The sequence below is a fragment of the Lysobacter cavernae genome, from assembly GCF_042648505.1.
GTDB classification, from domain to species: domain Bacteria; phylum Pseudomonadota; class Gammaproteobacteria; order Xanthomonadales; family Xanthomonadaceae; genus Lysobacter_L; species Lysobacter_L cavernae.
This window is the reverse complement of sequence record NZ_JBHRXK010000014.1, coordinates 1-14,212: the sequence shown is the minus strand read 5'-3', so window position 1 is coordinate 14,212 and position 14,212 is coordinate 1. Positions and strand designations below refer to the sequence as shown.

General features: G+C 69.1%; 14 protein-coding genes. 6 read left to right on the top strand and 8 right to left on the bottom strand.

The window, feature by feature from the left end; all coding sequences use genetic code 11:
• Window positions 1–212: 212 nt before the first annotated feature.
• Together ACFOLC_RS15815 and ACFOLC_RS15810 are read right to left on the bottom strand one after the other, a co-directional pair.
• Window positions 213–1,211 carry an alpha/beta fold hydrolase gene (locus ACFOLC_RS15815; protein ID WP_386760230.1) on the bottom strand — a complete coding sequence of 333 codons (999 nt, stop codon included), beginning with the start codon at window positions 1,209–1,211 and terminating at the stop codon, window positions 213–215.
• Window positions 1,212–1,471: 260 nt separating this feature from the next.
• Entirely contained in the window at window positions 1,472–2,983 is a 1,512-nt protein-coding gene (locus ACFOLC_RS15810; RefSeq protein ID WP_386760229.1) for an acetyl-CoA hydrolase/transferase family protein, read from the bottom strand.
• A gap of 281 nt (window positions 2,984–3,264) precedes the next feature.
• On the opposite strand from ACFOLC_RS15810, the gene ACFOLC_RS15805 reads away from it, so the two are divergent.
• Genes ACFOLC_RS15805 through ACFOLC_RS15795 form a run of 3 tightly spaced genes read left to right on the top strand, consistent with a single transcriptional unit; the run spans window position 3,265 to window position 5,708 of the window.
• A complete protein-coding gene (locus ACFOLC_RS15805) occupies window positions 3,265–4,518 on the top strand; it encodes a sensor histidine kinase (protein ID WP_386760228.1) in 1,254 nt (417 codons plus the stop codon).
• Complete coding sequence (locus ACFOLC_RS15800) at window positions 4,511–5,281, top strand: LytR/AlgR family response regulator transcription factor (protein WP_386760227.1); 771 nt, start codon at window positions 4,511–4,513, stop codon at window positions 5,279–5,281. The genes ACFOLC_RS15805 and ACFOLC_RS15800 overlap by 8 nt, the downstream gene beginning before the upstream one ends.
• A 37-nt stretch (window positions 5,282–5,318) precedes the next feature.
• Window positions 5,319–5,708, top strand: a complete 390-nt coding sequence (locus ACFOLC_RS15795) for a hypothetical protein (protein ID WP_386760226.1) — start codon at window positions 5,319–5,321, stop codon at window positions 5,706–5,708.
• Window positions 5,709–5,780: 72 nt separating this feature from the next.
• Here ACFOLC_RS15795 and ACFOLC_RS15790 read toward each other — a convergent pair whose 3' ends face one another.
• Together ACFOLC_RS15790 and ACFOLC_RS15785 are read right to left on the bottom strand one after the other, a co-directional pair.
• A complete protein-coding gene (locus ACFOLC_RS15790; protein ID WP_386760225.1) occupies window positions 5,781–6,425 on the bottom strand; it encodes a response regulator in 645 nt (214 codons plus the stop codon).
• Window positions 6,422–7,528 (bottom strand): sensor histidine kinase, encoded by a 1,107-nt coding sequence (locus ACFOLC_RS15785; protein ID WP_386760224.1) that lies wholly within the window; start codon window positions 7,526–7,528, stop codon window positions 6,422–6,424. Before ACFOLC_RS15785 ends, ACFOLC_RS15790 begins: the two co-directional genes overlap by 4 nt.
• 257 nt (window positions 7,529–7,785) lie before the next feature.
• Here ACFOLC_RS15785 and ACFOLC_RS15780 point away from each other — a divergent pair, with 257 nt between their 5' ends.
• Window positions 7,786–9,153, top strand: a complete 1,368-nt coding sequence (locus tag ACFOLC_RS15780; protein WP_386760223.1) for an alpha/beta hydrolase family protein — start codon at window positions 7,786–7,788, stop codon at window positions 9,151–9,153.
• A 246-nt stretch (window positions 9,154–9,399) separates the two neighbouring features.
• Window positions 9,400–10,821, top strand: coding sequence for an FAD/NAD(P)-binding protein (locus ACFOLC_RS15775; protein ID WP_386760222.1), 1,422 nt, complete (start codon window positions 9,400–9,402; stop codon window positions 10,819–10,821).
• 376 nt (window positions 10,822–11,197) lie between these two features.
• Here the strand turns inward: ACFOLC_RS15775 and phhA are convergent, their stop codons facing one another.
• A complete protein-coding gene (gene phhA, locus ACFOLC_RS15770; protein ID WP_386760221.1) occupies window positions 11,198–12,091 on the bottom strand; it encodes a phenylalanine 4-monooxygenase in 894 nt (297 codons plus the stop codon).
• 122 nt (window positions 12,092–12,213) lie between these two features.
• Between phhA and ACFOLC_RS15765 the strand changes: the two genes are divergently transcribed.
• Entirely contained in the window at window positions 12,214–12,690 is a 477-nt protein-coding gene (locus ACFOLC_RS15765) for an Lrp/AsnC family transcriptional regulator (RefSeq protein WP_386760220.1), read from the top strand.
• A gap of 3 nt (window positions 12,691–12,693) precedes the next feature.
• Here the strand turns inward: ACFOLC_RS15765 and ACFOLC_RS15760 are convergent, their stop codons facing one another.
• The 3 genes from ACFOLC_RS15760 to ACFOLC_RS15750 all read right to left on the bottom strand — a co-directional run.
• Window positions 12,694–13,266 (bottom strand): GNAT family N-acetyltransferase, encoded by a 573-nt coding sequence (locus ACFOLC_RS15760; protein ID WP_386760219.1) that lies wholly within the window; start codon window positions 13,264–13,266, stop codon window positions 12,694–12,696.
• Window positions 13,267–13,322: 56 nt separating this feature from the next.
• A complete protein-coding gene (locus tag ACFOLC_RS15755; protein ID WP_386760218.1) occupies window positions 13,323–13,661 on the bottom strand; it encodes a hypothetical protein in 339 nt (112 codons plus the stop codon).
• A gap of 57 nt (window positions 13,662–13,718) precedes the next feature.
• Window positions 13,719–14,212, bottom strand: a 494-nt coding sequence (locus ACFOLC_RS15750; RefSeq protein WP_386760217.1) for an SAM-dependent methyltransferase, incomplete at its 5' end; no start/stop codon positions are given.

Sequence of the window (14,212 nt, the reverse complement as noted above, 5' to 3'; positions counted from 1 at the left end):
CTGGGATCGGCTCTCGCCTTCGACAAAACGCTTCATTCGTAACCCATGCCAGCGCGATGGCTTAGTCTAACGAGTGATGCGTTTTCACACAGCCTGGACCCAAGGCGGATATCTGAGGGGCAACTGCTAGCCGTCGAAAAGTGCAAGGAGCACGCTTGATCCGATGTCAGACGACACTGGCGAATCCGTGCACCGCTGAAGTCGTGACGGCATCAGCGGCGCGGTTCGAGCGCACCGATTACCGTGTCCGCGACTACCTGCGGCGCATCGAGCTGGAGGTCGTGCGAGGCATTCGGCACGTCGACGCGGCGGCCCTGGCGCGAGGACGCGACCAGCCGCTCCTGCGTCTGTGCGCGTGCGTGCTGCATCGCCTGACGCACGTCGTCCGGTACGCCGGGCACGTCGCTGGACGCCACGAGCACAACGACGGGTGTGTCGCCGTGGGTCTCATCGGCGGGTACGGATGCGGCGAAGATCGCGGCGTTGGCTTCGAGTTCCGAACGCAGCGTGCGCCAATAGGTCGGCTTGAGCTTGTACGCGCGTGTCGCTGCGGCGACGGGCGCGCTCTGCCACGGTGGTGGCGCGCGCAGACAGGACGCGAGCGGGCCTTCCGCCTTGTCCAGGGTGCCGGCTTCAGCTGCCTTGAGACAGGCGTCGAGGAACGCTTTGCGCTGCGCGCGTCCAGCCTCGTCCTTGCGCTTCCAGGCGTCCGGCAGCAGGGCATCGGCACCCTGTTCAGCCGGATCGACTAGCACCATGGCGGAGACGTTCGACGGATGTGCCTGCGCGTAGCGGCGCACGATGTTGCTGCCGAGCGAATGCCCGGCCAGCACCAGCGGCGTCTTCAACTTGGCCGCCTCGACCAATGCAGCGAGGTCCGCGACGTCGGCATCGAGATCGCGTGGCAGCGGGCCTTCGTCGCTGAAACCATAGCCAGCTCGGTCATACGCGCACACGCGCGCCTTCGACGACAGCAGCGACTGCACGCGGAACCAAGTGGAGGAATCGGCGTTTCCCCCGGCTTCCAGCAGCACGGTATGCGGTCCGTTGCCTGAGCACCGCAGGTTCAGCGTGCGACCGGGCGCGATGGCAACACGCTCGCCCGGCTTGGCGTACGCATCCGGCGTTTGCCGCGGCGTATCCGACACTGACTGTGCAGAGGCGTGCATCGATGCGAAAGCAAACAACGCGAAAGTCACGATCGACTTCATGAAGTTATCCGTGCAGAAAGAAGGGGCGCGCGGTGCCGCGCCTCGGCGCGCCGCCGCCGGTAAGCGTACCGGAGGCAGGCCGACCTTGCGCCGCCGCCGATGCAACCCTAATTGGCCCAATCGGTCGTCGAGGCGATGCAGTTGGCGGGGCAGGGAGCACCCTGGCACTTACGTCCGCTTTTTGGCGGTTGAATCCACCGCCGATAGCTGCCCTTCACCTCAACATGCCCGACCGCATCCAGGCACGCGTGCGCCCCGTCCTACTGCCGCATCGTCCCGGTCTCGACGAAGCGCTGGTGCCACGACAACGCCTCGTCGAGCAGATGCGGCGTGTGCTTGCCGTAGCTGTCGCGGCAGGCGCGGTCGAAGTAGTCCTGCAGCATCGGCCGGTAGTCCGGGTGCGTGCAGCGGTCGATGATGCGCTGCGCGCGTTGCTTGGGCGCCAGCCCGCGCAGGTCGGCCAGGCCTTGCTCGGTCACTACCACCATCACGTCGTGCTCGGTGTGGTCGACGTGGCTGGCCATCGGCACGATGCCGGAGATCGCGCCGCCCTTGGCCGTGCTCGGTGACATGAACACCGACAGATAGGCGTTGCGGGCGAAGTCGCCGCTGCCGCCGATGCCGTTCATGATTTTCGAACCGGCGACGTGGGTGGAATTGACGTTGCCGTACAGGTCGACCTCGATCATCCCGTTCATGGCGATGCAGCCCAGCCGTCGCACCAGCTCGGGGTGGTTGGAGATCTCCTGCGTGCGCAGCACGATGCGCTCGCGGTAGCTGTCGACGTGGGCGAGGAACTCGTCGATGCCCGCCGGGCTCAGCGAGAACGAGGTCGCCGAGGCCACACGCACCACGCCGCGCTTGAGCAGGTCGAGCATGCCGTCCTGGATCACCTCGGTGAACGCGGTGAGGTCGCGGTAGCCGCTGCTGGCCAGCCCGGCGAGCACGGCATTGGTGATGTTGCCCACGCCTGACTGCAGTGGCAGCAGCTGCGGCGTGAGTCGGCCGCGCTGGATCTCGTGGGCGAAGAAATCGAGCAGGTGCGCGGCGATCTGCTGCGACACCGCGTCGGGCGGGTTGAACGGCGAGTTGCGGTCGGGCGCGTCGGTCTCGACCACGGCCACGACCTTGTCCGGGCCGCAGCGCAGGTAGGGTTCGCCGATGCGGTCGTCCGGCGCCACCAGCGGGATCGGCTTGCGATGCGGCGGCAGCGCGGTGCCGTAGTAGATGTCGTGCATGCCCTCCAGCGCCGCCGGCTGCCAGCGGTTGACCTCCAGCACCACGCGCTGGGCCTGGTCCAGCCAGGTCTTGTTGTTGCCGACCGACGAGGACGGGATCAGGGAGCCGTCCTCGCGGATGCCGGCGACCTCGACCACGGCGACGTCGATCTCGCCGAAGAAGCCGTACCAGGTGTGCTGGGCGACGTGGCTGAGGTGGATGTCGAGGTAGTCGAGGGTGCCGGCGTTGATGCGCTCGCGCATCGCCGGGTCGGACTGGTACGGCAGGCGCAGTTCGACGCCCTCGGCCCGTGCCAGCGCGCCGTCGAGCTCGGGCGCGGTGGAGGCGCCGGTGAGCACGTTGATGCGGAAGGTCTCGCCGTTGCCGTGGGCGCGCTCCATGCGCGCAGCGAGGGCTTGCGGCACGGCCTTGGGATAGCCGGCGCCGGTGAAGCCGCTCATCGCCACGGTCATGCCGGGGCGGATCAGCGCGGCGGCATCGTCGGCGGACATGCGCTTGGCGCGCAGGCCGGGGTGGCGGATGCGGTCGTTCATGGGGCGCGCGGTGCAGTGGGGGAAGCCAGTCTAGTCCGCGTGCGTTAGCCGCAAGTGCTCGCGCCGGCCTGCGCGCTTTGCCGGACAGGGTCTCCCGCGCCGTGACCGCGGAAGGGGGCTGCGCCCGGCACCGGCACGAGGCCCGCCAGGAGGACGGGTCCGTCCGCCGCCACCGGGCTTTCGTCGCGCCCAGTCGGGTTTGGTCGCAACCGATCTTCCTCTGGACCAGCGCGCGGCTATGCTCCGCCGCACTGCCCTGCGGGGCCTTGGCTGGATGCCCGATGACCCATTTCGTCTTCATCGCTCGATTGGCCGTGGCCTGGTTCGTGGCCCTGATCGTGTTGATGATCGTGATCAACTCGACGCCGCTGGGTAATTTCGATACCTGGCCGGTGTTCCTGTTCGGCCTGATCACCATCGGCATCGTCGTTGCCGGGGCGGTCTCGCACCTGCGCCGCGTGCGCCTGCTGACCGGCAGCGCCGACCCGGCCGTGCTGGGCAACCGCCAGCGCCGCCAGATCGAGATCCCGTTCGAGGCCGGCGAGGCGTTCGACCTGGTCGATGCCGCCATCCGCGAGCTGCCGGGCACGCGCGACATCGAAAGTGCCCGCGACAGCCTGCAGGTGCGGGCGCGGGTCGAGCGTCGCGACCCGTACCGCGGCGTGTCCCAGCTCACCGGCGATTGGAGCTGGTTCCGCAACCGCGGCAACCAGATCAGCGCCATCGTCAGCCCCGGTGACGGCACCGGCAGCGTCACCCTGCTCTGCGAGCCCGACAGTGGCGTGTGGAGTGACTGGTTCATGGTCGACGACGGCACCAACCTGGAGAACGCCGAGGCCATCACCCGCGCCATCGCGCGCCGCATCGCCGAGCGGCGCCGCAGCGAGCAGGCCGCGGTCGCGCAGACGCAGACCGAAAAGGAGCTCACTGTTGCCAAGCTCAGCCTGCTGCACGCCCAGGTCGAGCCGCACTTCCTCTACAACACGCTGGCCAGCGCGCAGATCCTCACCCGCGCCGATCCGGCCCGCGCCGACGAGATGCTCGGCCACCTGATCCAGTTCCTGCGCCACTCGCTGCCGCGCACCGACGAGGCGATGTCCACCCTGGGCGCCGAACTGGAACGCTCGCGCGCCTATCTGGAAATCCTCAAGCTGCGCATGGGGCCGCGCCTGGACCTGCAGATCGACGTGCCCGACGACCTGCGCGCCACGCCGCTGCCGCCGATGATGCTGCAGACGCTGGTGGAGAACGCGATCAAGCACGGCCTGGAACCCAAGACCGTCGGCGGCACCGTGTGGATCCTGGCACGCAGCAACGACCGCATTGTCTCGGTCACCGTCGCCGACGACGGCCAGGGCTTCAACGCCGAAAGCACCGGTACCGGCATCGGCCTGCGCAACGTGCGCGAGCGCCTGCGCCTGGTCTACGGCGAGGCCGCCGCGCTGGCCATCGTCGCCAACTTCCCGCACGGCGTGGCCGCGACGATCACGGTCCCGGTCGAAGGGCCGCAAACCCGGGAGCGCCGCAATGGCTAAGGCCGTCATCGCCGAAGACGAGGCCCTGCTGCGGCAGTCGCTGGTGGAGCTGCTGGCCCAGGCCTGGCCGCAGTTGCAGATCGTCGCGCAATGCGAGGACGGCGCCAGCGCACTGGAGGCGATCGACGAGCACGCGCCGGACGTCGCCTTCCTCGATATCCGCATGCCCGGCCTGAGTGGCCTGGAAGTGGCCGCCGCCGCCGCCGAGGCGAGCTCGACAACGCAGGTGGTGTTCGTCACTGCCTACGACCAGTACGCCATCGACGCGTTCGAGCGCGGCGCCATCGACTACCTGCTCAAGCCGGTGTCGCCCGAGCGCCTGGCCGCGACCGTGCAGCGGGTGCAGGCACGCGCCGCCGCCGGGCAGGTGGATGCGTCCGCATTGGCGGCGCTGGTGGAAAAGCTCGGCGTGCTGCCACGCCGCGCCGGCGGCGAACCGCCGCTGACCTGGATCACCGCCAGCGCCGGACGCGAAACGCGGCTGATCCTGGTCGACGACGTTGCCTACTTCCGCGCTGACAACAAGTACACCGTGGTGATGACCGCCGAAGGCGAAGCCATCATCCGCAAATCGATCCGCGAGCTGCTGGACGCGCTCGACCCGGCCGCGTTCCGCCAGATCCACCGCTCCACCATCGTCAACCTCAAGGCGATCGCGTCGATCACCCGTGACGACACCGGTCGCGGCACCGTGCGCCTGAAGAATCGCCCGGAAACCCTCACCGTCAGCCAGCCGTTCATGGCGCTGTTCCGTCACATGTAGTGCGCCGGCGCGCTGGCGCCATCACGGAGGAATCGACATGCGCAGCATCCTTGCATTCGTGTACAGCCTGTTGGCCATGGTCGGCTTCATGGACGGCCCCGGCACCACCGTCGTCGCCCGCACCACGGTCGACGGCGTCGACCAGCTTTTCAGTCGCACCGAGGTCGCCCCCGGCAAGGCGCATTTCCAGTGCCTGCGCAGCGCCAGCGGCCGCTGCCACTACGCGCTGTTCGCCAGCCAGTGCACGCTCTCGGGGTCGACCACCGGCAGCGCCGGCGCAACGTGCTCGACGCGCCCGCTCGATACCTTCGACCTGGCCATCGGCCAGACGCGCGATCTGTCGAGCCTGCCGGCCGACTTCCGCCAGTGCGTCAGCCACCGCGCCGGTGCGATGGCGCCGGACTGCACGCCGCTGGCGCAGCGCTGAGCGCGCGCGTCGTCAGGCGATCGATCGCACCCCGTCTTCACCACGCGGCACCGCGCGCTCAGATCACGCGCCTCAGATCACGCGCAGGGTGATGGCCTTGAGCACCGCACGCGTGCGGTCGCGGGTGCCGAGCTTGTCGAGGATCGCCGAGACGTAGTTCTTGACCGTGCCTTCGGCCAGGAACATCGCCCGCGCGATCTCCTTGTTGGAGTAGCCGCCGGCGAGCAGGCGCAGGATCGCGACCTCGCGCGGGCTGAAGCGCTCGGTCGGGGCGTCGTCGGCGTGGTAGCGATAGCGCGCGCGCACCGGCTCGGTGCTGACCGGCTGCAGCAGGGTCTCGCCGGCGGCGACGCGGGCGATCGCCTCGCGCAGGTCCTCGGGTGCGGCGTCCTTGAGCAGGAAACCCTGCGCCCCGGCTGCCGCGGCGCGCAGCAGCAGCTCGCTGTCGTCGAAGGTGGTCAGCAGCAGTACCGGCGTGGCGTCGCCGCGGTCGCGCAGGCGGCGCACCAGCTCGATGCCGTCCACGCCGGGCATGCGGACGTCGCTGAGCACCGCATCGACCGGCGTGGTGGCGAGCTGCGCCAGCAACGGCTCGCCGTCGTCGGCCTCGATCACGACGTCGACGCCCTGGCGCTCGAGCAGTGCCCGCAGGCCGGCGCGCACGATCGCCTGGTCATCGGCCAGCGCGATGCGGATCGGGGCGCCGGGCGGGCTCATGCCGGCAGGCTCGCCTCGATCCGCAAGGCGCCGCGTGCCGAGGTCGACAGCGCCAGGGTGCCACCGGCGGCGGCGATGCGCTCGCGCATCCCGGCCAGGCCGTTGCCCTCGCGCACCGGGCCGCGCAGGCGGCCGTCGTCCTCGACGCTGACCCGCAGGCGGTCGCCGGCTCGGCTCAGCACGACGTGGATGACATCGGCATCGGCATGGCGCGCGCTGTTGGTCAGCGCCTCCTGCACCAGGCGCAGGATCGCCTCGGCGGTGTCGGCATCGGTGATGCGCACGCCATCGTCGATGCGCAACTGCAGCGCCGGCCGTGGCAACGGCGCCGCCAGCGCACGCAGTGCGGTGGCCAGGTCGAGGCCGCGCTCGTCGCGGATCGCCTGGACGATGCCGCGGATGTCGCCGAGCAGTTCACTCGACATCTGCTGCGCCAGCACGATCTCGCGGCGGCCGGCGTAGGCCGGGTCGACGGCCATCGCGCGCAGGTTCAAGGTCAGCGCGGTCAGCTTGTGTCCGGCGACGTCGTGCAGCTCGCGCGCCACGCGCAGGCGTTCGCGGTCGCGGGTGCTGTCGGCCAGCAGGGCGCGGGTGGCGAGCAGGTCGGCGTTGACCAGGGCGAGGCGGTCGCGGGTGTCCTCGGCGCTCCTGGCGTAGTGCGCGATCAACGCGGCAAACCCCTGGAAGCCCATGAAGATCAGCACCACCACCGCCGCCGCGCTGTGGTTCTCGATGCGCAGCACCACGTACAGCGCCAGGTTGATCGCCAGCACGGCCACCAGCGTGGTGCGCATCGAATAGGTCATCGCCAGCTGCGCCACCTGCACCACCAGCAGCACCGGCGCGGTGCCGCCGCTGGGCGCGAGCCACACCACCGCCAGCGCGCAGACCGCCTCGACGACGAATACCGCAGCGATGGTGCGCACGCGCTGCTTGCGGAAGACATCGACCAGCAGGAATGCCAGCAGCCAGCCCAACATCGCTGCCCACAGCGCGGGCGTGGCGCGGTCGTCGTCGTAGCGCAATGACAACGCCACCGCCGCCCAGGTCAGCAGTGCCGGCAGGTTCAAGGGTTGCAACAGGGAGCGGATCACTTCGCGCATGCCGTCATGCTGCGGCCGCGCGCGGCATCCGGCAATGACCGGCCGGCCGAAAGTGACTTACGGCAGGTCGAAGCAATGACTGCAGGCACTGCGATCGCACGGGTGACCGGCGCAGCCTTGCTTCACCCCCGGGTCGCCAAGGCGCGGGAAGCCGCAGGCCGCCGCATCGGTACCGCTGACCGCGCTACGCTGATCGCGGCGGTGGTCACGACGCCGTGCTGCCGCCCATGACGCCCACCCGCCACTGGAGACCGGTCATGCCCGCAGTGATTCCACGCAATGCCCTGGCCGCGGCCTGTGCGCTGTGGTTCGTCGTCGCGCTGCCCGCTTGCCGCCCGGCCAGTGAGCCGACGGTCGTCTGCCACGCCGGCGCGTACCGGCTGCACGACGGCACCGTCGTCGCCGTCTCGCCGACCTCGGACCCGGACCGGTTGCGCTGGCGCCTGCTCGACGGCCGCACCGGCCGCCTCACGCCGGATGCGCGCGGCGAGTGGACCAGCACGCTGGGCTGGAGCGACCGCACCGACGGCGTGCGCGTGCGCTTCGGCGAGTGCGCGGCCGGTCGCATCGTGTTCGACGGACGCGCGGGCAACCGGTTGGCGTTCGACGTCACCGACACCACGTTCGCCGGCGCCGGCGTCACGCTCAAGGGCCGGCTGGTGTTGCCCAAGGGCGCCGGCCCGGTGCCGATCGTGGTGCAGGTGCACGGCTCGGAGGACTACTCCGCCGTGGTCTTCAATCACCAGCAGCAGTGGCTGCCGGCCCACGGCATCGGCGTGTTCGTCTACGACAAGCGCGGCACCGGTGATTCCAGCGGCCGTTACAGCCAGGACTTCTCCTTGCTGGCGGACGACGCCCAGGCGGCGATGCGCGAAGCGCGGCGGCTGGCCGGGCCGCGTGCCGGCCGCGTCGGCTTCGGTGGCGGCAGCCAGGCCGGCTGGGTGGCGCCATTGGCGGCGAGCCGGACCGCGGCGGATTTCGTCGCCGTCGGCTACGGTCTGGCCGATGGCCCGCTGGCCGAGGACCGCGACCAGGTCATGCTCGACCTGGTCGCCGCCGGCCACGGCCCCGACGTGCTGGCGAAGGCGCGCGAAGTCACCGACGCCACCGGCGCGGTGATCGCCTCGGGCTTCAAGCGCGGTTTCGATCGTCTCGATGCGGTGCGCGTCCGCTACGGCCACGAGCCGTGGTGGAAGGACCTGCGCGGCGAATTCACCGGCGAGCTGATCAAGTACCCGGCGCTGGCCCTGCGCGTGGTCGGCCCGCTGCGCGGCTCGGACACGAGCTGGAACTACGACCCGATGCCGACCCTGCGCGGCCTGCCGATGCCGCAGCTGTGGGTGCTGGCCGGAGCCGACCGCAAGGCCCCGCCTGTGGAGACGCGCCGGCGCCTGCTGGCCCTGGCCGCGGCCGGACGGCCGATCACCGTCGTCGAGTTTCCGCAGACCGATCACGGCATCCACCAGTTCGAGACCGGCGCCGACGGCACGCGCGTCGAGACGCGCATCGCCGACGGTTACTTCCGCCTGCTGATCGACTGGATCAAGCACGGCCGCCTCGACGGCGTGCCGTACGGCACGGCGCAGTTGTTGGCGGAGCCGGCGGCGAGCCCGAACAGCCGATGAGCCGCCGCGGCGCGGCCGCATCGCCGCGCCAGCACTGCGATCGCGCACCGATGAGTCACGAACCGCACCGTCGCGCCGTCACTCCGACATCGGCTGCCGGCGCCACAACGGCTGCGGCCACATGCCGATCCGTTATGGCGGACTGCCATTTCGTTGCGATGCGAATCCGGCGAAATAACCACGGCTTTACCTCCGCACCGCGGCGATCGCCTAGTACTGGACGCCCGACGATCACGGAGCAACGGCATGCGGATCACCATCATCGGCGCGGGGTTCAGCGGTTGCGCGCTGGCCACCGAACTGGCGCGCAACGCGGGCGCCGCCGTCGACATCTGTCTGGTCGGCGTGGCCGACAGCTACGGCCGCGGCGTCGCCTACGGCGAGGCCCGTCCCGAGCACCTGCTCAACGTGCGTGCGCGCGACCTCGGTGCCACCGCCGATCATCCCGGCGAGTTCGCCGACTGGCTCAACCTGACCGAACGCGCGCGTCACAGCTTTCTGCCGCGCCTGATCTACGGCGAGTACCTGCACTCGCGCCTGCAGGCCGCCGCACAATTGTCGCTGGCCGCACTCAACCGCATCGAGCAGGAGGCGATCGCGGTCGAGCGCGAGGCCGGTGCGTTCCGCATCCACCTGGCCGACGGCAGCGACTTCCTCAGCGACGCCGTGGTGCTGACGCTCGGCGCCTTGCCGCCGCAGCCGCTGGCCGGGGTCGGCCCGCGGCTGGCGCTGCACCCGAGCTACCTCGGCTGGCCCTGGCAGAACGGGCTCGACGGTCGCGGCGCGATTGACCGCATCGACCGCAACGCGCGCGTGCTGATCATCGGCACCGGCCTGACCATGGCCGACGTGGTGACCACCCTGCAGCGGCGCGGCCATCGCGGTCCGATCACCGCACTGTCACGGCACGGCCTGCTGCCGCGCGCGCACACCGAAGCGCCGGGCCCGTCGATCGCCCTGCCGCCGACCGTGCTGCAGGCACTCAACAGCCACGACCTGCGCCAACTGGTGCGCGCGCTGCGCACGCTGTCGCCGATCGTGCCCGACTGGCGCGCGCTGATCGATGCATTGCGGCCGTACCTGCAGGGCTTCTGGCGCGGACTGGCGCCGCCGCAGCGGGCGCGTTTCCTGCGTCACCTGCGCTCGTACTGGGAGGTGCTGCGCCATCGCCTGGCGCCGCCGCTGGCGGCCGAACTGGAAACCCTGCGCGAGCGCGGCCGCCTGCGGGTGCGCGCCGGTCGCCTGCTGCGCGCGCGCCGCAGCAGCGACGCGGTCGAAGTGCTGATCCGCGAGCGCGGCTTCGCCCATGCCAGCAGCGAACGCTTCGACGTGCTGATCCGCGCCACCGGTTTCGATACCGACCTGGAGCGCACCAGCCACCCGTTGATCGCGCACCTGCGCGAGTCCGGCCTGGTCAGCGCCGACCCGCTCGGCCTTGGCCTCAACGCCTCCCCGCGCTTCGAGGCGCTGGACGCCCACGGCGTGCCGGTGCGCGGCCTGTACGCACTGGGTCCGCTGCTGCGTGCGCAGTTGTGGGAGATCACCGCGGTGCCGGAGCTGCGCGTGGCGGCACGGCAACTGGCGCGGCAGCTGCTGAGTCCACAGCTGCGTGCTGCCGTGGCGACAGAAGCATCACGGTCGTCGAAGGCAATGATGTGTACCAGCTGAGCGCTCGCAGCCTACTGCTTTACGCAGCGCGTTGATTCATAGAATCGCCGATTGGCTAACCAGACCCGAAGGGCGGCGTGCATGGATGCACGCCGTTTTCCGACCGAGCCAGGATGGCGAGTCGGAAAATCCCCGTAACAGTGAAGTTTTAGGTTTGCCCTGTCGAGGGAGGCCGTTTCTTTTGGTTACTTTTCTTTGGGCCTGCAAAGAAAAGTGACCCGGCCGCTTTAGCGGACGGAAGCTTCGCTATTGCCCGTTCGGCTGAATAACGGCAACGGCAAGCTAAGTCCCTGGATACCCGCCTTCGCGGGAATGATTAACTAGAAGAGCGAGTCAAACAGCCAGAGCGAATCAATCGCCCAGGCCGCATGCCCCATCACACGTCGCCGTCGACCAGCCAGCCCTCACCCGTGCCGCGATTGAACACGACATCGGTGTCGAGCACGTCGCCGGCCGGGACCGACTCGTGCTGTGCCAGCCGCGCATAGATCGGCGTGAAGTCCGGCGTCGTCGCTTCCATCAACTGCTCGTAGCTGTCGATGACGAAGTAGGTCTTCTGGTAGGTGTCGATGCGGTAGCGCGTGCGCATGATCCGCTCCAGGTCAAAACCAATCCGGTTGGGCGCGGGCGATTCCAGGCAATGGATCGACTCACCCTTGGAGCTGACGATGCCGCTGCCGTAGATGCGCAGGCCGTCGTGCTGGCGGATCAGGCCGAACTCGACCGTGTACCAGTACAGCCGCGTCAGGTGGACCAGCGCCTCCGGGCCGATGCCGTGCGCCTTGACGCCGCCGCGGCCGTAGGCCTGCATGTAGTCGGCGAACACCGGGTTCATCAGCAGCGGCACGTGGCCGAACAGGTCGTGGAACAGGTCCGGCTCGGCCAGGTAGTCGAGCTGCTCGGGCTTGCGGATCCACCACGTCACCGGGAAACGGCGATTGGCCAGATGCTCGAAGAAGGTCAGCTCCGGCAGCAGCCCCTCGACGCCGATCAGCTCCCAGCCGGTCGCGCGGCGCAGCATGCGGTTGAGGTCGTCGAATTTGGGAATGCGGTCGGGCGTCATGCCCATCGCCTGCTGGGTGCGCAGGAACTCGTCGCTGGCACGGCCGACCAGCACTTCGCGCTGGCGCTGGAACAGCGTCGCCCAGACCGCGTGATCGCTCGCGCTGTAGCTCGCCCACGGTTGCTCGACCACCGCGGTCGTGTACACCGGCACGTAGCCCTTGTCGGTGAGCTGGTGTTCGGTGCGACTGGCGGTGGCGGTGGTCATCGCGGACTCCTTGGTTAAGGTCCGACTGTAGCCCCGCACTCGCGCAATAAGCTTGCGTTGTTGCGTCTTGAAGCGATTACGGCGCAAGATAATTGCGCAAATACAGATAAGAGCGCACGAACATGGCCGCCATCGAGCTCGACCGCACCGACTTGCTGCTGCTGGCGCAGCTGCAGCGCAGCGGCCGCCTGACCAATGCCGAGCTGGCCGAACGCGTGCACCTGTCGGCCTCGGCGACCCTGCGCCGGGTGCAACGGCTGGAGCGCGAGGGCGTCATCGCCGGCTACTGCGCCCAGGTCGACCCCGAACGCCTCGGCCTGGGCCTGCAGGCCTTCGTGCGCGTGCAGCTGGCTCGCCACGACGCCGAGGCGGTCGCCGCGTTCGGTGCGTTCGTCAACGCCTGGGACGAGGTCATCACCTGTCACGCCCTCACCGGCGACATGGACTACCTGCTGCAGATCGTCGTGCAGGACCTGGAGCATTTCTCGCGCTTCCTGCTCGACCGCCTGCTCAACCAGGCCGGCGTCGCCGACGTCAATTCCAGCTTCGTGCTGCGCACGGTCAAGGCGTTCCGCGGGATGCCGTTGCCGGGTCGGTGAGCATCACCGCATCGGTGCGCGCAGCTCGCGGCGCATGACGTGGCGGCGCGTGCCTTCGCGCCCGGTCTCACGGAAACCGGCCGCCTCGAACAAGGGCACGAACCCCATGAAGCGGTAGCTGGGCGAGTCGGCATCCACCGGATAGGCCTCGACCACCCTGGCGCCGTGCCGGCGCGCAAGGCGCAGCGCCGCCGCCAGCAGTTGCCGGGTCACGCCGCTGCCGCGCAGCGGACGCACGACGAAGAAACAGGCAATCGACCAGACCCCGTCGTCGGGGGAGCCATCGCTCACCAGGCGCCGGTAGCTCGCGCGTGGCGCAATGGAGCACCAGGCCACCGGCTCGCCGTCGTGATAGCCCAGCAGGCCCACCGGCATTCCGGCGCGGACACGGGCGGCCATGGCCGCCCTGCGGCTGGCGCCATCGCGGCGTCGGGCCTCGTCGGCTGTCGCGCGCCAGAGCATGCACCAGCACGACTTGGGACCACCGCGCGCCGCAAACAGCCGCTCGAAGTCGGGCCAGGTGGTGGCGTCGACTTCGCGGAAGGTGAGCTTGATGGCGGTGCGACGATCGTTCATATCGCGCCAATGCTTGACTCAAGGCGAACCGCGCGGCGGCTCGGCTTGAATGATGATCAGGCACCGCGGTGCCATGCCATGTAGGACATGAGAGTGATGCACAAGAACCAGGTTATCCATAAAACCGTGGTGGCTACCAGGCCGGTCCAAAACGGTACAGGCGAAAACCGCCGATGGGTGAGGTGCCCGGTTTGAGTCCCTGGCAGCGCGCCGGACTCGACGACTGAAACCGGGTACATGACCGTAAACAGCAGCCAGAGAAACCAGTTGAGTGAAAGCACCGCATTGCGCAAGTGACCGGCATCCATCCTGGAGGCCACGATGCCAAAGGATGTTCCGACAGACAGCAGAAGCAACACAAGGCAAGCCTTCTGGGAGGGAGTTTGATCTTTCATTGGCGCCTTTTCCTGAATCAAGCCGGGCCGAGAAGCGGCTCCGGCTTGAACGAATTGTCACGTCACGCCAAGCGTGACCTCATTGAGCGGATCGCCACCATCAATGAACAGCCTGCCGTCCTTGACCAGCGCCTGCTGCAGCCGGCCAAGGGCAATGCGGCCTGCCTTGGGATGCCGGCCGTCCAAGGCGCCGACCCGTACGGCGAAGGCCAGGTCATAAGGCCGCTCGGTCTTGACAAGAACGAAATCCTCGACCGCAACGCAGCGGAATTCGAGCCGGCCGGATGCCAGCTCGGCCGCGGAGCCTGCAGTGGCCTGGGCAATGGCCTTGGCGGATCGATCGATGGCCAAGACGTGGCCGTTGCCAATTCGCTGGAGCACGGCCCGGGCAGCAACGCCAGGGCCGCAGCCAATTTCCAGAACGCGCATGCCGGGACGAAGCGGCAGCGCTTCAACGGTAATCCCCCCGCCAGTTAGCTGACGCCATAGGTGGAATTTTCTCGTAGTCTTTCCCGAGGAGGTTCCATGAAGCAGTCCCGCTTTACCGACAG